The sequence below is a fragment of the Arthrobacter cryoconiti genome (genome assembly GCF_020905375.1).
Taxonomy (GTDB): domain Bacteria; phylum Actinomycetota; class Actinomycetes; order Actinomycetales; family Micrococcaceae; genus Specibacter; species Specibacter cryoconiti.
The window spans coordinates 1-19,837 of record NZ_JAJJBU010000015.1; the positions used below are offsets into that span (position 1 = coordinate 1).

Annotated in this window: 19 protein-coding genes and 1 tRNA gene; 13 read left to right on the forward strand and 7 right to left on the reverse strand. The window is 60.9% G+C overall.

Annotation, left to right across the window (positions count from 1 at the left end; translation table 11 throughout):
* Positions 1 to 42: 42 nt before the first annotated feature.
* The 3 genes from LOH53_RS08520 to LOH53_RS08530 form a co-directional block, all read right to left on the reverse strand.
* A complete protein-coding gene (locus LOH53_RS08520; RefSeq protein ID WP_230067318.1) occupies positions 43 to 276 on the reverse strand; it encodes a CsbD family protein in 234 nt (77 codons plus the stop codon).
* A gap of 78 nt (positions 277 to 354) precedes the next feature.
* Positions 355 to 828, reverse strand: a complete 474-nt coding sequence (locus LOH53_RS08525; protein ID WP_230067319.1) for a hypothetical protein — start codon at positions 826 to 828, stop codon at positions 355 to 357.
* A gap of 186 nt (positions 829 to 1,014) precedes the next feature.
* Positions 1,015 to 1,236 carry a hypothetical protein gene (locus LOH53_RS08530; RefSeq protein WP_230067320.1) on the reverse strand — a complete coding sequence of 74 codons (222 nt, stop codon included), beginning with the start codon at positions 1,234 to 1,236 and terminating at the stop codon, positions 1,015 to 1,017.
* Between the two features lie 309 nt (positions 1,237 to 1,545).
* On the opposite strand from LOH53_RS08530, the gene cls reads away from it, so the two are divergent.
* Entirely contained in the window at positions 1,546 to 2,997 is a 1,452-nt protein-coding gene (gene cls / locus LOH53_RS08535; RefSeq protein ID WP_230067321.1) for a cardiolipin synthase, read from the forward strand.
* Positions 2,998 to 3,038: 41 nt separating this feature from the next.
* On the opposite strand, the gene LOH53_RS08540 is transcribed toward cls, so the two are convergent.
* Both LOH53_RS08540 and LOH53_RS08545 read right to left on the reverse strand, forming a co-directional pair.
* Positions 3,039 to 3,719 carry a TetR/AcrR family transcriptional regulator gene (locus LOH53_RS08540; protein ID WP_230067322.1) on the reverse strand — a complete coding sequence of 227 codons (681 nt, stop codon included), beginning with the start codon at positions 3,717 to 3,719 and terminating at the stop codon, positions 3,039 to 3,041.
* On the reverse strand, positions 3,716 to 4,609 hold the full coding sequence (locus tag LOH53_RS08545) for an enoyl-CoA hydratase-related protein (protein ID WP_230067323.1): 894 nt from the start codon (positions 4,607 to 4,609) through the stop codon (positions 3,716 to 3,718). The genes LOH53_RS08540 and LOH53_RS08545 overlap by 4 nt, the downstream gene beginning before the upstream one ends.
* Before the next feature lie 218 nt (positions 4,610 to 4,827).
* On the opposite strand from LOH53_RS08545, the gene LOH53_RS08550 reads away from it, so the two are divergent.
* The 4 genes from LOH53_RS08550 to LOH53_RS08565 all read left to right on the forward strand — a co-directional run bounded on the left by LOH53_RS08550 (position 4,828) and on the right by LOH53_RS08565 (position 10,503).
* Positions 4,828 to 6,051, forward strand: a complete 1,224-nt coding sequence (locus LOH53_RS08550; protein WP_230067324.1) for an acetyl-CoA C-acetyltransferase — start codon at positions 4,828 to 4,830, stop codon at positions 6,049 to 6,051.
* Positions 6,052 to 6,056: 5 nt separating this feature from the next.
* Complete coding sequence (locus tag LOH53_RS08555) at positions 6,057 to 8,225, forward strand: 3-hydroxyacyl-CoA dehydrogenase NAD-binding domain-containing protein (RefSeq protein WP_230067325.1); 2,169 nt, start codon at positions 6,057 to 6,059, stop codon at positions 8,223 to 8,225.
* Positions 8,226 to 8,236: 11 nt separating this feature from the next.
* The gene (locus tag LOH53_RS08560) at positions 8,237 to 9,088 is read left to right on the forward strand and encodes a crotonase/enoyl-CoA hydratase family protein (RefSeq protein ID WP_230067326.1); all 852 of its coding nucleotides are present in this window, start codon (positions 8,237 to 8,239) and stop codon (positions 9,086 to 9,088) included.
* Between the two features lie 392 nt (positions 9,089 to 9,480).
* Complete coding sequence (locus LOH53_RS08565) at positions 9,481 to 10,503, forward strand: MBL fold metallo-hydrolase (RefSeq protein WP_230067327.1); 1,023 nt, start codon at positions 9,481 to 9,483, stop codon at positions 10,501 to 10,503.
* 101 nt (positions 10,504 to 10,604) lie between these two features.
* Here the strand turns inward: LOH53_RS08565 and LOH53_RS08570 are convergent, their stop codons facing one another.
* Positions 10,605 to 11,141: a MarR family winged helix-turn-helix transcriptional regulator gene (locus LOH53_RS08570; RefSeq protein WP_230067328.1), complete on the reverse strand. Its 537-nt coding sequence runs from the start codon at positions 11,139 to 11,141 to the stop codon at positions 10,605 to 10,607.
* Between the two features lie 106 nt (positions 11,142 to 11,247).
* On the opposite strand from LOH53_RS08570, the gene LOH53_RS08575 reads away from it, so the two are divergent.
* From LOH53_RS08575 to LOH53_RS08610, 8 genes are all read left to right on the forward strand, one after another.
* Complete coding sequence (locus LOH53_RS08575) at positions 11,248 to 12,015, forward strand: electron transfer flavoprotein subunit beta/FixA family protein (RefSeq protein ID WP_230067329.1); 768 nt, start codon at positions 11,248 to 11,250, stop codon at positions 12,013 to 12,015.
* Between the two features lie 11 nt (positions 12,016 to 12,026).
* Positions 12,027 to 12,992: an electron transfer flavoprotein subunit alpha/FixB family protein gene (locus LOH53_RS08580; RefSeq protein ID WP_230067330.1), complete on the forward strand. Its 966-nt coding sequence runs from the start codon at positions 12,027 to 12,029 to the stop codon at positions 12,990 to 12,992.
* A 107-nt stretch (positions 12,993 to 13,099) separates the two neighbouring features.
* On the forward strand, positions 13,100 to 14,032 hold the full coding sequence (locus LOH53_RS08585; RefSeq protein ID WP_230067331.1) for a cytochrome b/b6 domain-containing protein: 933 nt from the start codon (positions 13,100 to 13,102) through the stop codon (positions 14,030 to 14,032).
* An 82-nt stretch (positions 14,033 to 14,114) separates the two neighbouring features.
* Positions 14,115 to 15,251, forward strand: a complete 1,137-nt coding sequence (locus LOH53_RS08590) for an acyl-CoA dehydrogenase family protein (protein ID WP_230067332.1) — start codon at positions 14,115 to 14,117, stop codon at positions 15,249 to 15,251.
* Between the two features lie 9 nt (positions 15,252 to 15,260).
* Positions 15,261 to 16,397, forward strand: coding sequence for an enoyl-CoA hydratase/isomerase family protein (locus LOH53_RS08595; RefSeq protein WP_230067333.1), 1,137 nt, complete (start codon positions 15,261 to 15,263; stop codon positions 16,395 to 16,397).
* Positions 16,394 to 17,317 (forward strand): 3-hydroxyisobutyrate dehydrogenase, encoded by a 924-nt coding sequence (gene mmsB, locus LOH53_RS08600; protein ID WP_230067334.1) that lies wholly within the window; start codon positions 16,394 to 16,396, stop codon positions 17,315 to 17,317. The genes LOH53_RS08595 and mmsB overlap by 4 nt, the downstream gene beginning before the upstream one ends.
* 13 nt (positions 17,318 to 17,330) lie before the next feature.
* The gene (locus tag LOH53_RS08605; RefSeq protein WP_230067335.1) at positions 17,331 to 18,107 is read left to right on the forward strand and encodes an enoyl-CoA hydratase; all 777 of its coding nucleotides are present in this window, start codon (positions 17,331 to 17,333) and stop codon (positions 18,105 to 18,107) included.
* Positions 18,108 to 18,340: 233 nt separating this feature from the next.
* Positions 18,341 to 18,414: transfer RNA gene (locus tag LOH53_RS08610), tRNA-Met, on the forward strand.
* Between the two features lie 1,039 nt (positions 18,415 to 19,453).
* On the opposite strand, the gene LOH53_RS08615 is transcribed toward LOH53_RS08610, so the two are convergent.
* The gene (locus LOH53_RS08615; RefSeq protein ID WP_230067336.1) at positions 19,454 to 19,783 is read right to left on the reverse strand and encodes a YdeI/OmpD-associated family protein; all 330 of its coding nucleotides are present in this window, start codon (positions 19,781 to 19,783) and stop codon (positions 19,454 to 19,456) included.
* Positions 19,784 to 19,837: the final 54 nt, after the last annotated feature.

Consider the following 19,837-nt stretch of genomic DNA (forward strand, 5'->3'; position numbering starts at 1 on the left):
CCACCCCACTCCTGTCGTGGCTCGCCAGCGTTGACGTGTGGCTTAGATGCCGTGCGGAGTGGGAGATCCACCTTCGGTATCATCGGTGTGGAGGTCCGCTGCGTCTTCCTTCACATGCGCTTTCGCGTCTGCAAGCTTGTCTTTTACGGCTCCCTTGGTCTGGTCGAACTTGCCTTCCATCACTTTGGACTTATCGTCAGTGACTTTGCCAATGGCCTCCTCGACCTTGCCTGTCACCTTGTCTTTTGCAGCATCAAATTTATCGGCGATACCCATTGAAATCTCCCTGTTGTCAGTGTTTTTTTGCTGGTTCAAAGATTAAAGCTGGCAGGAAATGTAGCGCTGACCGCCGGACTATTTTTCGACGGGACCTACATCTTCGGCGTAGGTCTTCCCTTCCTCATCGGTATAAACAACCAGATTCGGCGCTGGGGTATCCTCCTGCGCGTCTACTGCGCGTTGGGTGGACGGCTCATCGATGGCAGAGCGCTCCGCATCGCCTAAAATTGCGCCCAAGCCTTTGGAGTCCTTCGTGGTTTCCCCGGCTGGGATGTGTTCTCCGTGGCCGCGAGAATTCGCAGCCTCACTCACAGCGCTCTGGCCCATATTCGCAAAAGTCTGCACGCCCGTGCGGTGCCAGCTCACCCGAACGTTAGCGGAACCGTCATCTAGAGTCTCAACCGAAGTGTTGATCTGATCCTCGGGTGCTCCCATGTCGCGGATTTTCTGCTGATAGGAACCAACGAGTTCATTCATCGATTCCTCGGTCCATTCACCGGGAAGCATTTTGGTGGAAATTTCAACTGGCTCGTTACTGACGTTGCTCATTGCATCCTCCGGGTTCGTGAATTCCTGCTGAGTCTTACGATCAAGAGCCTGCCAGAAAACTGGTTAATTGGGAAAACTGCGTTTTTGGCAAGGCGCTAGGAGTTTTGCCGGGACTTGAGCATCTCTTTCAAGCCCGAATTCGTGTTTTTTGCCATGCTCAGTTCCTCCCGTAGCTGAATAGGTGTGCTAAAAATTTTTGCTGGCCGCGTTTTCCTGCGTCAAGGCGCCAGCGCAAACAATCACTTCAACGACAGACTCATTTGTCTCGTCAGCTGTGGACTTGGGTTCCCGGAACGCCGCGGTCTTCTCCATATCTTCCAGCCTTTCCAAGGCGTCGTCCTCCGTGGTCAGTTCGATACCGAGTTTGTAGCTGAAGGTTTCCTCTGCATTGTTGAAGTGTTCAAACATGGCAAACCTCTGCACTAGCAAAATATTGGTGATGTGCCCTCTAGCCCGCAGGTAAATCTGTTGCGATCGCGGATGACGCCAACATCTTAGACAAAAACTGATGGCTACTTTCTGTTATTTTCGAGAGTACCGAGCGTCTCTCAGCATGTCTACGGAGTGCATTGAGTCCGATTCGTTTAGATTCATCTAAACGTCAATGAAAATGGACCGCGGGATTTCCTTGAAAGAGTATTGGCAAGTTCTCTTATGACGTGTTCGCGCCGCAGGGCGCCTGCGTTCTTGCCATTGCAGATAGGCGATACTTGGTCCATGGATAGTGAAGCCGTGGCCTGGATACTGTTGGCACTGCACGTAATTTTGGGGGCGACAGCGGTTGCCTTCATTTCGGCTAGGCATAGGCCTGCCACTGCCATCGCATGGATGCTCACCATCATCTTCATCCCGTTTGTGGGCCTGCTGGGATACCTCGCCGTCGGCTTTAACCGACTCCCGCAGGCCCGCCGCGACAAACAGCGCAACATCAACGCGCTGATTCTGGAACGGACACAGGGTCTTGACCAGACCGGACACCGGGATGAGTGGCCTGCGGGATTGGCCTCGTTGGTCACGCTGAACACAACCCTCGGTGCCCTGCCCATGGTGGGAGGCAACGACGTCGAACTTCTGCCAGATTATCGGGGCTCCATTGCGGCTATGGCGGCAGAGATCGACTGCGCAACCAGCTACGTCCACGTGGAGTTCTACATTCTGGTGTTTGACGAAGCGACGACGCCGTTCTTCGATGCGCTGGCGCGTGCCTGCGACCGCGGAGTCACCGTCCGGGTCCTCAGCGATCATCTGGCTTCAGTCATGAATCCTGGGCGCAAGGAGACACTCGCCAAATTGGCTGACATGGGTGCGCAGTACCAGGCGATGCTTCCGCTGCGACCGTGGCGTGGACAGTGGCAGCGCGTGGACCTTCGCAATCACCGCAAATTACTGGTGGTCGACGGCCGTGTGGGGTTTGCTGGATCACAGAATCTGGTCCACGAGAGTTATAACAAAAAGAAGAACGTAGAGCGTGGCCTGCGCTGGCACGAGCTCATGATGCGCGTCCACGGACCGGTGGTGAGAGAGATCGACGCCGTGTTTGCCACAGATTGGTTTAGCGAAACCGACGACTTGCTGGACCTGGATACCTCCCCGGTGATCCTTGATCCCGCAGCGCATCTGGTGGACGCGCAAGTGGTGCCCAGTGGGCCGAGCTTTGAAAATGACAACAATTTGAAGCTATTTGTTGCCATGATCCACCGAGCCACGGAACGGGTGAGTATCACAAGCCCGTACTTTGTCCCCGAGGACTCTGTGCTGTTGGCGATCATCACCGCCGCTGCCAGGGGTCTGGATGTTGAGTTGTTCGTCTCGGAGATCGGAGATCAGGCCATGGTCTATCACGCGCAGCGCTCCTACTATGAGGCTTTGTTGCGTGCCGGGGTCAAAATTTACCTCTACAAAGCTCCTGAAGTGCTTCACTCAAAGCACTTCAGCATTGATTCAGACGTTGCCGTGATTGGTTCGTCCAATATGGACGTGCGCTCTTTTTCGCTCAATATGGAAATCTCCGTGCTCATTCACAGTGCCGAATTTGTCGCCAAAATGCACTTGGTAGAGGACAGTTATCGCGCCAACAGCCGCCGTCTGGATCTTAATGACTGGGTCAAACGGCCCACGTGGGAAAAATTCTGGGACAGCGCAGCAAGACTCACCTCCAACCTGCAGTGAGCGGGCAGGAGTAAACCCGAAAAATAGTAGCTCGGCGAAAGTCAACGCCTAGAGTTGCGGGCTGGGACTGCTTCTTCCACGATCGCCCGCAAGGTGCTAACTAGCAACATCGACAATTGTTCGCGAGTCAATGTTTTGCGGAGCAACCATTCGCGTGCGCCGCTGCGGGCAAGTTGGGCATAGGCCCGGAACATGGCCCGGATCTGTTCCTTGTTCTCGGACTGGGTTGCCAGACCACAGGCCACGACTAAAAGCTCAATGGACTTGTTTTCAGAGGCAACGAGGATCCGTTCCAGTTCGGGATCACGGCTTACGCCCCCGGAACCCAGAGTGAGCCAGGTGGACCCGGATTGCGCAAGCGAATCAAGAAACCAGACCATGGCGATGTCTATGCGTTCTTCGAGCGAGCCATTGGGCAGTGTTGCCACGACAAGCTCTGAAACGGTGGAACTGATCCGAATGACTTCTAGATAAAGCTCCCGTTTGTTGCCAAAATAATGGTTGATCAGTCCGCGCGCCACGCCGGCTTCCGCAGCTATTTCGGTGGTGGACACTTCCTCGTAGGGACGTTCATTGAAGAGCCTTTGCGCATGGGTAAAAATCTGTTGGCGACGTTCGTCTGGGCTCAAACGCTGTCTGCGCGGTTCCGCCATGCTGCTGCGGGTGCCGTTTGCCAGATTTGACGACTGGCGCTCCAAAATTGTTGGGTTGGTCTGGATCATGGTGTTGGTTCCTGGTCAGGGGTTGCCGGTCTGGCCCACGGCAACCATTGCGGTAGGTCACCTGGAACCGATAGCGGGAAGTGCGGTGGCCGCTTCTCCAGAAAGGAACTTACACCCTCGACGGCGTCGACGTTTGTAGCAAGCTCGGCAATGAGCCGGGAGTCCAGTGCGTGGGCGGGGTAGGGGGAATCGAACCCGCTGAGCCGGTTGAGCATTTGTCGGGTGACCGCGGTTGACACTTCGGAGGTGTTGGCCGCAATGTCACGGGCAAGCTCCAGCGCCGCACCGAGTACGTCGGTGGGCTCATGCAGGGATGTCACCAACCCCGCGTCGAGTGCTTCCTGTGCACCAAACAACCGACCCGTCAGCATCCAGTCCTTGGCCCGGGCCAAGCCCACCAGACGGGGCAGGTGCCAAGCAGAGGCCCCTTCCGGAAAGATCCCGCGACGGGTGAAGGGAAAGGAAAAGCGTGAATCGTGGGAGGCCAGCCGGATGTCACAGGAGAGCGTGATGGTCATTCCGGCACCCACCGAGACTCCGCGCAGTGCCGCGATGACAGGCTTGTTCATCTCAAAGATGGTCTTCGAGCAGCGGCCGGCCGGTTCCTGCCAGCCTGCGGCGGCAGCGGAGCTTGACATGTCAAAGGCGCCACCGCTGAGGTCGGCACCGACGCAGAAGTCCCTGCCGACGCCGGTCAGGACGGCAACCCGGACCCGCGGATCGGCGTCGGCCTTCTTGAATGCTTGCTCAAGCTCGTCCGCCATGGTCAAGGTGTAGCCGTTGCGAGCCTCCGGCCTATTCAGGGACACCGTGGCGATGCGGTTTTCCACCGTGTACGTGATGGCTGAATAAGTGCTGGGAGTTTCGCCTGCCATGGTGGTCGCTTTCATCAAGAAAATAGAGACCTGCATCAACTATTGACATGGTGTCAATAGTGCTGAACTATTGGCGGTATGTCAATAAGTGATTTTTTGGCGAAGAAGCCAGAGGACGTCATGCTCGATGACGCCATGCATGCGCCCGCCGCACGCCTGGTGTGAGCAGCAGGCCTGAAACCACTTGACCACCGAAGAACCCCGTAAGAACCACCGAAAGGACTTGGCCTGCTGTGAGTGAACCAGGATCAACGGAAGCATATGTCTATGACGCCATCAGGACCCCTAGGGGCCGTGGCAAGAAGGGCTCCCTGCACGGCACCAAGCCGATCGACCTGGTGGTAGGACTGATCAACGAGCTCCGCAAACGCAACCCCAGCCTGGACGAGGACCTAATCGATGACCTGATCCTCGGCGTCGTTTCCCCGGTGGGGGACCAGGGCGCGGTCATTGCCCGCACGGCGGCACTGGCTGCGGGACTGCCAAACACAGTCGGTGGCCTGCAAATCAATAGGTTCTGCGCCTCCGGTTTGGAAGCGGTGAACATCGCAGCCCAAAAAGTTTGCTCGGGATGGGACCAACTGATCATCGCCGGCGGAGTAGAGTCCATGTCCCGCGTGCCCATCGGCTCCGACGGCGGCGCTTGGGCCATGGACCCGGCTACGAACTATGACACCTACTTTGTGCCCCAAGGCGTGGGCGCGGATCTGATCGCTACCATGGAAGGTTTAAGCCGGGTGGATGTGGACGCCTACGCCCTGCGCTCGCAACGGCTGGCCGCCCAAGCCTGGAAGGAAGGACGCTTTGCCAACTCGGTCATCCCCGTGAGGGACCAAAACGGACTAGTAGTCCTGGATCGTGACGAGCACATGCGCCCCGAATCAACCCCCGAGTCCCAGGCCGGGCTGCGCCAGGCCTTCGCCGTCATGGGAGAGGCTGGCGGATTTGACGCCGTCGCACTGCAAAAGTTCCATGCTGTGGAGAAGATCGATCACGTTCACACGGCCGCGAACTCCTCCGGGATTGTCGACGGCGCGGCCCTGGTCCTGATCGGCAGCGCCAAGATCGGCGAACAGCTTGGATTGACGCCGCGGGCACGGATTGTGGCCACAGCAACCTCGGGGGCGGACCCCACCATCATGCTCACCGGGCCCACCCCGGCCACCGAAAAACTGCTCAAAACCGCCGGTCTGAACGTGGATGACATTGACCTCTTCGAGATCAATGAGGCCTTCGCCTCCGTGGTGCTGAAGTACCAAAAGGACCTGAACATTCCGGATGAAAAGCTGAACGTTAACGGCGGTGCCATCGCCATGGGCCATCCATTGGGTGCCACCGGCGCCATGATCCTGGGGACTGTAGTGGATGAACTGGAACGCACCGGCGGCCGCCTGGCTGTCATCACGCTTTGCATTGGCGCCGGCATGGGCGTGGCAACCTTGATCGAAAGGGTCTAAAGACAATGACTGATACCAAAAGCACTATCCGCTGGGATCAAGACGACGACGGCGTTGTCATCTTGACCATTGACGATCCCGAGCAGTCAGCCAACACCATGAACGCCGCCTACGCATCTTCGATGCAGGCGGCCGTTGAGCGGCTCGTTGCCGAGAAGGACTCCATTACCGGCGTGATCCTCACCTCCGCCAAAAAAACGTTCTTTGCCGGCGGGGACTTGAACGACCTCGTATCGGCAGGACCCGAGGACGCACAACGCATCTTTGACCTGGGCACGGCTATCAAGAAGCCCCTGCGAGCACTGGAAACCCTGGGTCGGCCAGTGGTTGCGGCCATCAACGGCGCAGCCCTCGGCGGGGGGCTGGAGATTGCTCTGGCCACCCACTACCGGATCGCCGCTGACACCCGGGGCTCAGTCATCGGACTGCCCGAGGTCACGTTGGGCCTGCTGCCTGGCGGAGGTGGGATCGTCCGCACGGTGCGCCTCATGGGCGTGACCAACGCCGTCACGAAGGTCCTGCTGCAGGGACAGAGGTACAAGCCACGCAAGGCTTTGGAGGTCGGTTTGGTGGATCAGGTGGTGGACACCGTTGAAGAACTGGTCCCGGCGGCCAAGGCCTGGATCGCCGAGCACCCCGAGGCTGTACAGCCCTATGACGTACCCAAGTACCGGATCCCCGGGGGTACCCCCGCCAGCCCCGGCTTTGCGGCAATTCTCCCGTCCCTTCCCGCAACCTTGCGCAAGCAGCTCAAGGGAGCGGCCTATCCGGCGCCGCGCGCCATCCTTGCAGCCGCCGTCGAAAGTACCCAGGTCGACATCGACACGGCACTGGAGATCGAATCCCGATACTTTGTCGAGGTGGTGACCGGGCAGGTTTCTACCAACATGACCAAGGCGTTCTTCTTCGACATGGCCCACATCAAGGCCGGGGGCAGCCGCCCCAAGGGATTTGAAAAATATACGGCCAAGAAGGTTGCCGTGCTCGGTGCCGGCATGATGGGCGCGGGTATCGCCTACGTGTGTGCCCGAGGCGGCATGGAGGTAATGCTCAAGGACGTCTCTCTGGAAGCGGCCCAGCGCGGCAAGAACTATTCCAAGTCCCTCACCGAGAAAGCCGTGGGCCGGGGCCAGTCAACCCAAGAGCAGGCGGACGAGCTGCTGGGAAGAATCATCCCCACCACTGAGGCGGCGGAGCTGGCAGGCTGTGACCTGGTCATTGAGGCCGTCTTTGAAAATGTGGGTGTGAAGCAAGCGGCCTTTGCTGAAATCCAGGACATCGTCGGCCCGGACGCCGTGCTTGGGTCGAACACCTCAACTCTGCCCATCACCGAACTGGCACAGGGTGTCCGGAAGCAGGATAATTTCATCGGTCTGCACTTCTTTTCCCCCGTGGATAAGATGCCGTTGCTGGAAATTATCGCTGGCGCAAATACCTCGGACGCCACCTTGGCTAAGGCGTTTGACGTCGCCGTGCAGATCCGCAAGACCCCCATTGTGGTCAATGATTCGCGTGGGTTCTTCACCAGCCGAGTCATCGGCACGTTCATCAATGAGGCACTGGCCATGCTGGGAGAGGGAATCGCAGCACCTTCGATCGAGCAGGCTGGATTGCAGGCTGGCTATCCGGCCCCGCCGCTGCAACTGGCGGACGAACTGAACTTGGGGCTGCTCTCCAAGATCCAGAAGGAGACCAAGGCCGGGCTCGACGCCGACCAAGGCGTGCAGAAGTATCACCACCACGCCGGCTATGACGTGGTGGACACGATGGTGGAGAAGTTCCAGCGTTCAGGCAAGTTGGCTGGCGCGGGTTTCTACGACTACGCCGATGGCCACCGCACGTCCTTGTGGGCGGGCCTGGTGGAAACGTACGGCGGATCCGCCAAAATCCCGTTCCGGGACATGGTGGAGAGGATGCTCTTCGCCGAGTCGCTGGAGACTGTCAAGTGCCTGGATGAGGGCGTGCTGCGCAGCGTCGAGGATGCGAACATCGGGTCCATTCTTGGGATCGGCTTCCCTGCGTGGACAGGTGGCGTGCTCCAATACATGAACGGGTACGACGGCGGCCTGGCGGGTTTTGTGACCAGGTCCCGCGAGCTGGCGGCCGCTTACGGCGAGCGCTTCCTGCCACCTGTTTCACTGGTTGCCAAAGCAGAGAAGGGCGAGCGGTACTGATGGACGGTGCCGTGGCCGGGCCGGCCTTTAGTCGGGCGTGGCGGGCCTTCGCAGTGGAGGCGGACACCGCCCCCGGGGTTGCACTTGTGCGGCTGACCGGACCCGGCCGCGGCAACATGATGGGCCTCGCGTTTTGGGCCGAACTGCCGGAGTTATTTGTGGCCCTGGACGCCGATGAAACCGTGAGGGCGGTGGTACTTTCGGGTCAGGGGTCCCATTTCAGTACCGGCCTGGACGTGCAGGAGGTGCTAGGAGGCTGGCTGGAGCGGATGGGGGCCGGCACGTGCGCCCAAGCGGCGGCCCGCACCGAACTACTCGGGACCATCAAGAGCCTTCAGTCCGCCATCACTGCCGTGGCCAGCTGTCGCAAGCCGGTCATCGCGGCCGTTTCGGGCTGGTGTATTGGCGGCGGCGTTGACTTGATCGCCGCTGCCGACGTCCGGCTGGCCAGCGTCGAGGCAAAGTTCAGTCTTCGCGAGGCTCGTTTGGCCATAGTGGCAGATGTGGGCAGCCTGCAGCGTCTGCGCGGGATTATCGGCGAAGGGCAGCTGCGAGAGCTGGCACTGACGGCCAAAGACATCACGGCAACCCGGGCCGAGAAAATCGGGCTGGTCAATGATGTATATGCCGATCCCGACGCACTGTTGGTTGCGGCACTGGACATGGCCGCGCAGATGGCGGCTAATTCACCGCTGGCCGTAGCCGGGACCAAGGCCGTGCTCAACCATGGCAGAGAGGAAGAAATTGCCCGGGGTCTGGACTTCGTCGCCTTGTGGAACACGTCCTTCCTGCACAGCGAGGACCTGCTGGAGGCCGTGCAGGCACTCCGGGAGCACCGCCCGGGCGTATTTAGCGGCTCATAGCTTTCTTGAGGAGGGCAGCACAAGACATGTCACGGCTTGGGTCATCCCCTATTAACGGATCGTGGGAGCTTTTTCAGAGGAGCCGATATTTTCCTGAGCTATCTAATGGAGTGTTCACCGCGGGATTGCCCACCGCGGTCGAGCCAGCAATGGACGGTCCCGATCTACACTGGCCAGGCAAGTGGCTCCATCGAGCGCGGGCCGCGAATTGCGACGTTCGCTGCTCGTGAGCCTAACGCTGGCGTGGAAGCCGTGGGCGCGGCAGCCATTGTGCCGATGCTTGGGCTCGCAGAAAATCTACTGGCCAGGCTCTGGGTTCGTTGTATCCGGCAGGGTATGACTAAGTCAGCAAATGTAGCTACTTTTCGTGTCTTTAATCTTTGGAGGACAGCTTGATTACCGTCACCGGAACCGAACAATTCCAGGCTTGGCAGGACAAAATAATGCCCGGGGTGGAAGAAGTCCGTCCCGGAGTCTGGTCCATTCCGGTTCCGTTCATCGATAACCCGATGCGGTATACGCTGGCCTATTTGCTGCTCGGTGACGGGGAAGCTGCGCTGGTGGATCCCGGATGGGACTCCGATGAAGGCTGGGACGTGCTCCAAGCCGGCCTTGCCACGGCTGGCCTGGCACCGGAGGGGATCACGGGGATCGTGGTCACCCATTTCCACCCGGACCATCTGGGGATGGCTGCCCGGTTGCGGGCAGCGTCAGGTGCATGGGTGGCATTGGGGGAAAATGAGCCGTTCCCCACGGACTGGAGTAGAGATCCCGATCAATTTGTGGCCGAAGACAGTTCACAATATGCCACGTGGGGAGTGCCGGCAGAATTTCTGCACGAGGTAACGTTCGACGCCAATGATTGGCAGCAGCTGATCAGCGTCGAAAAACCCCAGCGTCGGCTGGCCAGTGGGGACTTACTGCCCATTGCTGGGCTGGCGGTCCGCGTTCTGGCGACTCCAGGGCATACGCCCGGGCATATCGTCCTGCTGGATGAGGCAAACCAACTCATTCTCACCGGCGACCACATCCTTCCTCGGATCACTCCGCATGTCTCGCTCGAAGCTCACAGTCATCTCAATCCGATCAGCGACTACCTTCAGTCGCTAGATGGTATGGCGGTGGGTGCGCAGATGGAGGTGCTTCCCGCCCATGAATACCGTTTCCGCGGACTGGCGGAGCGCGTGATCGAATTGCGTGAACACACGCACGAGCGTGCTCGGGAGGTTGCCGCCGTCGTGGATTCAGGAACTGCAACTACCGTCTGGGATGTGGCTCGGGAACTTTCGTGGTCCCGTGGCTTTGATTCGTTGCGTGGATTCACTTTGCGGTTGGCCCTGGCCGAGACCGCAAGTCACTTGGTCTATTTGCGTTCACAAGGCGTGGTCGTGGACATGGACGTGCAGTGCCGCTGACCGTGTTGAGACAGACGGAGCACGCCGAGGGAGACGAAGCGCACGTGCCCTTTCGGCGTGCTCCGTCGGTCTCGGCGAAAGTGGAGGAAACGCGCGGGGATCTAGAACGGTTCTGGGCGCACGGGCGGGTCAATGAAGTCGCCGCTGGCACGTCGGAAACGGGCCAGAATTGCTGTCATACTGCGCAGGTCCTCAGCAGGGATGCCCGGACTTTCAAAGACTTGCTCGTTGAGCACTTGGGTGGCTTGTTCCACCAGTGTGTAACCGGAGTCTGTGATGACGATAAGGGTGGCCCGGCCATCGGTGGGGTGGGCTTCGCGGCGCACCAGTCCATCTTTTTCCAGCCTGTCCACTACGTTCGTCACGGAGGTGGGGTGAACCTGGAGTCTTGCGCTGGCGCTCGCCATCGGCAACGTACCGTCGCGGGAGAAGGACAGCAGTCGGAGCATCTCCAATCGGGCGTAGGAAAGTCCCATCGGTTTGAGGACAGAATCCACCCTGCTGTACATGAGCTGATGGGCGCGCATCACGGACGAAAATGCTGCCATGCCATCTGCCGCGCTGTCCCACCCGTGCACGAGCCACTGCCGTCTGGCTTCCGCAATTGGGTCTATGGGCAGTGGGGAAGAGTCGGTCATTGTGCTCCTTATCGAGGCGTCAACAACAATTTACTAGGGATACCTAGTAAATGCTAGGTATCCCTAGTAATCTGATTCCAATACCTCTGAAGTGAAGGGACCATCGATGAAGATCGTCGTATTGATCAAGCAAGTGCCCGATACCTATGAAGAGCGCACACTAGACCTCACCACAGGCTGGCTCAACCGTGACGCGGGGGATAACATCGTTGACGAAATCAACGAGCGCGCACTGGAAGTCGCCTTGCAACAGAAGGACAAAGACAAGTCCACCGAAGTGGTTGTGCTCGCGATGGGGCCGGACGGGGCGGCCAAAGCGATCCGCAAGGCTCTTTCCATGGGCGCCGATTCCGGCATTCATGTCAAGGACGATTCCTTGGCCGGCTCAGACGCAATTCGGACTGCAGCTGTCCTTGCCGCAGCGCTGAAGGACGTGGGTGCAGACATCATCCTTGCCGGTAATGAATCCACTGACGGACGTGGCGGCGTGGTCCCGGCCATGGTGGCGGAATTCTTGAGCCTGCCATTACTTGGGGCCCTCTCCGTGGCAGAGTTTTCCGCCGGAACCGTCAGTGGTGAGCGCCGCAGCGAAGAAGGCACCCTGCGAGTTAGTTCAGCACTCCCGGCGGTCGTTACCGTCACCGAAAACATCGCGGAAGCACGTTTCCCCAACTTCAAGGGCATCCTTACGGCTAAACGTAAGCCCGTGTCCACGGTGTCAGTGGGCGAGCTGGAAGTGGCGTCTACGCCTGCGCGCAGCATGGTGGTTTCTACCTCCGAACGCCCGGTGCGCGCGGCTGGAACCAAAGTCGTTGACGAAGGCACGGCTGGAACGCAGCTGGCCGCCTACCTCATTGAAAACCGTTTGGTCTAGGAAGGTTCAGCATGGAGAACATCATTGTTTTTGTTGAAGTCAATAACCAGGGCGCTGTGGCGCAATCGGTCCGCGGACTCCTTGCTGCTGCAGGGGCAATCGGAACACCTGTTGCAGTGAGCGCATCCTCGGCTCCCTTGCCCGAAGAGACGGTTGCTCAGCTAGGGCGTTTGGGCGCTGTCGCGTTGTACCAAGGTGTGGTGGACGGCGCCGATTCGGTGCTGGGGACCCCTGCCGTGGACGCGTTGGCTCAGGCTGTTGCGGCGCTTTCTCCGGCTGCCGTGCTGGCAGCGAACTCGGTCGACGGGCGTGAGGTGGCAGCCCGGCTGGCCGTACGAATCAGCGGGGCTCTGTTGGTTGATGCTGTATCCGTTCGGCAAGATTCCGGAAGGGTCATTGCCGGTCATTCAGTGTTCGGCGGCGCCTACGACGTTGAGTCGGTAGTTGAGGGCGGCCTTCCCATCATTACAATCCGCCAAGGGGCGATCGACGGAAGTGCGCCTGCCGCAACACCGGAGGTAACCACCCTTCAGCTCGCTACTGCCGTGGGCGCCAAGATTGACGGCGTTGAAGCCGCGGCCGTGGCAAGCTCCCGTCCGGAACTGCGTTCCGCCAAAACTGTTGTCTCCGGTGGGCGCGGACTTGGCTCGAAGGAGAACTTTGTCCTTGTGGAGCAGCTTGCGGATGCGCTCGGCGCGGCAGTCGGTGCATCCCGCGCCGCGGTCGACGCCGGTTTTGTTGCTCAAGCGGCGCAGGTGGGTCAAACGGGTGTGAGTGTCTCCCCGCAGCTCTACATCGCCTTGGGCATCTCCGGCGCCATTCAGCACCGGGCTGGCATGCAAACGGCGAAGACCATCGTTGCGATCAACAAGGACGCCGATTGCCCCATCTTTGACGTGGCCGACTTCGGCATTGTGGGCGACGTGTTTACAGTGGTACCCCAGCTCATCGAAGCGCTCGCTGCTAATAAGGGGTAGGCGCGGACGGACTACCGGTGAACCGGATCCGCCCAATCAACGCTTTGAAATAAGGCCGATCCGGCTCACTAGTTAAGTGAAGTTTTGCGAAAGAGGTTTTTAAGACGATGTCGACCCCCGTAAAGAGACGGCCCGGGAGCAACAAGAAATGGGCCAAGCCCGCCTTGATAGCGGCCGGCGTCGTACTAGCCCTGCTGATACTGGTGCTGGCAGCGCAATGGTTCACCGGTTTGGACAGTGTTAAAGCATGGATGCAAAAATACCCGGGACAGTCAGAGCTGCCCGCATCCGCGCCCGTAGGCTTGCCAGCGTGGCTGGGCTGGCAGCACTTTTTGAACATGTTCTTTATCATCTTGATCATCCGTTCTGGCTGGATGGTGCGGACATCCAAGAAGCCTTCAGGACACTGGATTCGTAACAACAAGGGCCTTATCAAGACTCGGAATTCACCCACAAAGATCACCTTGGATCTATGGTTCCATTTGACCCTGGATGCCCTGTGGGTACTCAACGGCATTATCTTCGTCATTGTGCTCTTTGCGACCGGTCAGTGGATGCGGATAATTCCTACCAGCTGGGACGTCTTTCCCAATGCCATTTCCGCGGGGTTGCAATACCTATCCTTGAATTGGCCCACAGAAAATGGCTGGGTGAACTACAACGCCCTGCAGCTGATCGCCTACTTTGTGACCGTTTTCATCGCCGCACCACTGGCGATCATCACCGGTATCCGGATGTCGGGAGCGTGGCCCAAGAATGCCACGAAGCTTAACAGGATCTACCCCATTGGGGCTGCGCGCATGGTTCACTTTCCGGTCATGCTCTACTTTGTCCTGTTCATCATTGTGCACGTGACATTGGTGCTGGCCACCGGTGCCCTGCGCAATCTGAACCACATGTACGCTTCCAGCGACGCCGTGAACTGGTGGGGATTCGGCATCTTCGCCGTTTCCTTGTTGGTCATGACGGCCGCCTGGTTCGCTGCCCGACCCCTATTTTTGAGGCCGATCGCCTCGCTGATGGGCAAGGTCAGCAAGTAAGCTCCGGCAACGGCCCATAAGGCCTGGATACGGACTCATCGACGAATCACGGAGCACCGCTCCGCGTGCCAAGGAGAGCGAAATGTTTGAGCGCACCGAAGACCAACAGGCTGTAGTGGAGATGGTGCGCGACTTCGCCGCCACCGCGTTGGCCCCCCACGCCGCCGAATGGGACGAGACAAAGCATTTCCCCGTTGATGTGTTGGCGGAAGCTGGGACGCTGGGAATGGGGGGCATCTACGTGGGGGAGACCTACGGGGGATCCGGGCTGAGCCGGACCGATGCCGTGCTGATTTTTGAGGAACTCGCCAAAGCTGATCCGTCCATAGCTGCCTACATTTCCATCCACAATATGGTGGCGTGGATGGTGGACGCCTTCGGCAATGAGACCCAACGCGCTGCCTGGCTACCCGGCCTGACCTCCATGACTGAGCTGGGTAGCTATTGCCTGACGGAGCCGGGTGCCGGATCAGATGCAGCGGCGTTGGCAACGCGGGCGGTGCGCGACGGCGACGAGTACGTCATCAACGGCACTAAACAATTCATCTCTGGCGCGGGCACTTCCACCTGGTACGTTGTGATGGCCCGCACCGCTGAGACCGGCAGCCACGGCATCACGGCGATCGTGGTTCCTGATGGGACACCCGGACTGTCCTTTGGTGCTGAGGAAAAGAAGATGGGCTGGCGAGCCCAACCAACACGTCAAGTGGTTTTTGAGGACGTCCGTGTCCCGGTTTCGAATCGGCTCGGGGAGGAAGGCGATGGTTTCATGATCGCCATGAAAGGTCTCAACGGGGGACGTATCAACATAGGGGCCTGCTCTTTGGGCGGAGCGCAGACGGCTTTTGAAAAATCCGTTGCGTATCTGAAGGAGCGGCACGCATTTGGTGCTGCGCTGGTCAAACAACAGCATCTGCTCTTTGAACTGGCGGATATGGACACGGAGCTGGAAACGGCTCGAACCCTGTTGATGCGTGCCGCTGACGCTCTTGAACATGGCGCTCCGGACACCGTGAAGCTGTGTGCCATGGCCAAACGGGTTGCCACTGACACGGGATTCCGGGTAGCCAACCAGGCGCTACAACTTCACGGCGGCTACGGGTACCTCTCCGAGTATGGTTTGGAGAAGATCGTGCGGGACCTGCGAGTTCACCAGATCCTGGAGGGGAGTAACGAGATCATGCGCCTGATTGTAGGGCGCTTGGCGCTCGAGGATTAAAGCCGTTCAATGGAAGACAACGCGGATAAGGTGGCTGAACACAGGCATATGGAGAACGACGACGTTTTAGTGCAGCGGGTGGGGCAGCTTGGCGAGATAGTCCTGAACCGGCCCCAGGCAATGAATGCGCTCAACCATGGGATGGTCGTGGCCGTGGCCCGGGCTTTGGACTCGTGGGAGGATAACGACGCCGTCGCCACGATTTTGATCCGCGGCGCCGGTGAGCGGGGGCTGTGTGCAGGCGGGGACATCGTCACGATTTACCATGACGCCCGCACAGGTGGGAATGCCTCCGAGCAGTTCTGGAGGGACGAATACCATCTCAATGCCCGTATTAGGCGCTACTCGAAACCGATCGTGACGCTCATGGACGGTGTGGTCCTCGGTGGTGGCGTGGGCATTTCCGCGCATGCATCACACCGCGTGGTCACCGAACGCTCCCGGGTCGGCATGCCTGAAACAGGTATCGGTTTTGTCCCCGATGTTGGCGGAACTTTCCTACTCTCGCGGACCCCCGGCGAACTTGGTACGCACGCGGCACTGACCGGGACCATGTTCAGCGGTGCGGACGCCATCGCGATGGGCTTAGCGGACCACTTTGTAGAGTCGGAGAACGTGGCTGAGCTAATAGCTGAGCTGTGCGAGCGCGACGCGTCCGCCGCCGTCGCCCGGTTCGGGCAGGTTCCGCCGCCCTCTGCGCTCATGGCACAGCGGAAGTGGATCGATGATGCTTATGCAGCGGACGACGTCGAAACTATCCTTGCGCGACTCTCTGGGCTGGGGATTGAGGAGGCTTCGAAGGCCGCGCAGACCATTGCAGGGAAGTCACCGACCGCTGTGACCGTAACGCTGGCTGCACTGCGCAGCGCCCGGCTTATGACGTCGCTAGAAGAGGGACTAGACCAGGACTTGCGAATCTCCCTGTGTGCTCTGCGATGGCCAGACTTTGCCGAAGGGATCCGGGCGCAATTGGTAGATAAGGACCGCAATCCGGCTTGGCATCCAGACGCATTCGCGGACGTTGGTGCCGAGGTGGCTGCGCATGCGATGGCTGATTTGGGCCCGGAGGAACTGGGTCTGGGCCCGAACTGGGAAGCACAATCAAGAAGTTCACGAACACAGGATGGATTGGTGGGCGAACAATGAGTAGAACAATCGCATTTATTGGACTCGGGCACATGGGTGGGCCGATGGCCGCCAACTTGGTAAAGGCGGGGTACTCTGTCACGGGCTTTGACGTGGTGCCGGCAGCGCTGGAGGCAGCGCAGGCAGCGGGCGTCAGTGTCGCTGAATCGTCGGCGCAGGCCGCTGCCGGAGCGGATGTGGTCATCACCATGTTGCCCGCTGGCAAGCACGTCTTCGCCGCATATGAGGGGGAAGGTCCCGGGGGAGGATTGCTTGCGGCGGCCAAGCCCGGAGCCTTGTTCTTGGAATGCTCCACGATCGCCGTAGAGGATGCGCACACTGCTCATCAGATGGCGCTCGACGCCGGACATCACAGTCTCGACGCGCCGGTATCAGGCGGAGTCATGGGAGCGCAGGCTGGCACCCTGACGTTCATGGTGGGTGGCACGGAGGAAGACTTTGCCGACGCCGCCGAAGTGTTTGAAGTCATGGGTAAGAGAATTGTGCATTGCGGTGGGCCCGGTGCTGGGCAAGCCGCGAAGGTCTGTAACAACATGATCTTGGGTGTATCCATGATTGCCGTCAGCGAAGCGTTTGTGCTGGGCGAAAAGCTGGGATTGACCCACCAGGCATTGTTCGACGTAGCCGCTAACGCCTCAGGGCAATGCTGGGCACTGACCACCAACTGCCCTGTACCCGGGCCTGTTCCAGCAAGCCCCGCTAACCGGGACTACCAGCCCGGTTTCGCCGGCGCCCTTATGGCCAAAGACTTGGGGCTAGCTGTGGAGGCGCTCAACGCTACGGGTGTGCAGGCTTCCATGGGCCGCGCGGCGGAGGAGATTTACCGCGAATTTTCCCTTGACGGCGGAGCTGGCGCCGATTTTTCTGCAATCATCAACTCCATCCGGGAGGCCTCCACAGCGGCCGCCCCCGAAAAGTAGGGACACCTTACCCGTGGAAACGTATTCCCTCATCCTGACCGAACAGCGCGGCAGGGTAGGCATCATCACCCTTAACCGACCGGAGGCCCTTAACGCTCTCAGCGACGCCATGGGCCAGGAGATCTTGACCGCAGCCAAAGCGTACGACGCCGACCCGGGCGTGGGCGCCATTGTCATCACCGGTTCATCCCGTGCTTTCGCCGCAGGCGCAGACATCAAGGAGATGGCCGCGAAGTCGTCCGTGGAGATGTATCAGCTGGATTGGTTCTCCGTATGGGATGCGCTGGCCCAGGTGCGCACACCCATGGTGGCCGCTGTGGCCGGGCACGCGCTTGGTGGCGGGTGTGAGTTGGCAATGATTGCCGACTTCATCATCGCCGCTGACAACGCCAAGTTTGGTCAGCCTGAGATCAAGCTCGGGGTCATCCCTGGGATGGGCGGATCTCAGCGCTTGACCCGCGCTATTGGTAAGGCCAAGGCCATGGAAATGATGCTCACTGGCCGGGTCATGGGTGCTGAGGAAGCTGAACGCTCCGGGCTTGTGGCACGTGTGGTTCCGGTGGACGCACTCTTGGAGGACGCCATTGCCACAGCCGCCATCATCGCGTCCATGTCTAAACCCGTGACCATGACGGCCAAGGCCGCCATCAATGCCGCTTTTGAGACTCCGTTGGCAGAAGGCGTCAAGTTAGAACGGCACCTGATCTTCTCTTGCTTTGCCATGGAGGACCAGAAAGAGGGCATGGCTGCGTTTATGGAGAAACGTCCCGCTGAGTTCAAACACCGCTAAGTCGGGTAGGGCCAGTTCGGGTACGGGATACTCCGGTGGGGCCAGCTCGGGTGGGGAAGAGAGTTGGCCCAGCTCGGGTGGGGAAGTCCGGTGGGGCCAGCTCGGGTGGGGAAGAGAGTTGGCCAAAGCCCTCATTGTCTTGCTGACCACCCGGACTTTGGCCGCTGACGTTGGGGCCTACGCCCCGTCCGAATTGGTGTTTGGGCCAAAGGCATGTACTGTTGAGGACGCAACGCGGGGTGGAGCAGTTCGGTAGCTCGCCGGGCTCATAACCCGGAGGTCACAGGTTCAAATCCTGTCCCCGCAACTATGATGAGGAAAACCCTCGGCCGCTGGCCGGGGGTTTTCCGTTTGTGTGCTCCAATTTCAGGCTCCCTGAACCCGGCTCGCCCCGGCTCGCCCCGGCTCGCCCCGGCTCGCCCCGGCTCGCCCCGGCTCGCCCCGGCTCGCCCCGGCTCGCCCCGGCTCGCCCCGGCTCGCCCCGGCTCGCCCCGGCTCGCCCCGGCTCGCCCCGGCTCGCCCCGGCTCGCCCCGGCTCGCCCCGGCTCGCCCCGGCTCGCCCCGGCTCGCCCCGGCTCGCCCCGGCTCGCCCCGGCTCGCCCCGGCTCGCCCCGGCTCGCCCCGGCTCGCCCCGGCTCGCCCCGGCTCGCCCCGGCTCGCCCCGGCTCGCCCCGGCTCGCCCCGGCTCGCCCCGGCTCGCCCCGGCTCGCCCCGGCTCGCCCCGGCTCGCCCCGGCTCGCCCCGGCTCGCCCCGGCTCGCCCCGGCTCGCCCCGGCTCGCCCCGGCTCGCCCCGGCTCGCCCCGGCTCGCCCCGGCTCGCCCCGGCTCGCCCCGGCTCGCCCCGGCTCGCCCCGGCTCGCCCCGGCTCGCCCCGGCTCGCCCCGGCTCGCCCCGGCTCGCCCCGGCTCGCCCCGGCTCGCCCCGGCTCGCCCCGGCTCGCCCCGGCTCGCCCCGGCTCGCCCCGGCTCGCCCCGGCTCGCCCCGGCTCGCCCCGGCTCGCCCCGGCTCGCCCCGGCTCGCCCCGGCTCGCCCCGGCTCGCCCCGGCTCGCCCCGGCTCGCCCCGGCTCGCCCCGGCTCGCCCCGGCTCGCCCCGGCTCGCCCCGGCTCGCCCCGGCTCGCCCCGGCTCGCCCCGGCTCGCCCCGGCTCGCCCCGGCTCGCCCCGGCTCGCCCCGGCTCGCCCCGGCTCGCCCCGGCTCGCCCCGGCTCGCCCCGGCTCGCCCCGGCTCGCCCCGGCTCGCCCCGGCTCGCCCCGGCTCGCCCCGGCTCGCCCCGGCTCGCCCCGGCTCGCCCGTAGCCAGCGCCGTCCAGTGTCAGGCATGTTTAGTCCGTTAGTCCGTTAGTCCGTTAGTCCGTTAGATTTTCAAGTGCCAGGCTCGTGAGCCCAGCTTGGGTCATGAGCCCGCTGGCTATGAGCACACGAGCGTGCTCTAGATTCCGTATTGACGTCGTCCCTCGAGTTTTGCGGGGCGCGAACCGCTGTAAGTAGGAAAGCTCATCGAGGGCGAGGCGCTTGCTTTCACTCCATCCGAAGCACAGGCCCTCGTCGAGAACTTCCGCGAAGGTAACTCCGGGTATACCGGAGGCTTTTTTGAAGATGCGGATGAAAATCCCTGTCGAGGTGGCGTGGTGCTGCTCCAGCCAGGAACGCAACAGCGTGCGTTCTGTGAACTCCATGGTCGGCAACTCCCCGTCTTTCACTGTGTTTCGTTCCGTGGTTTGTTGTAACTG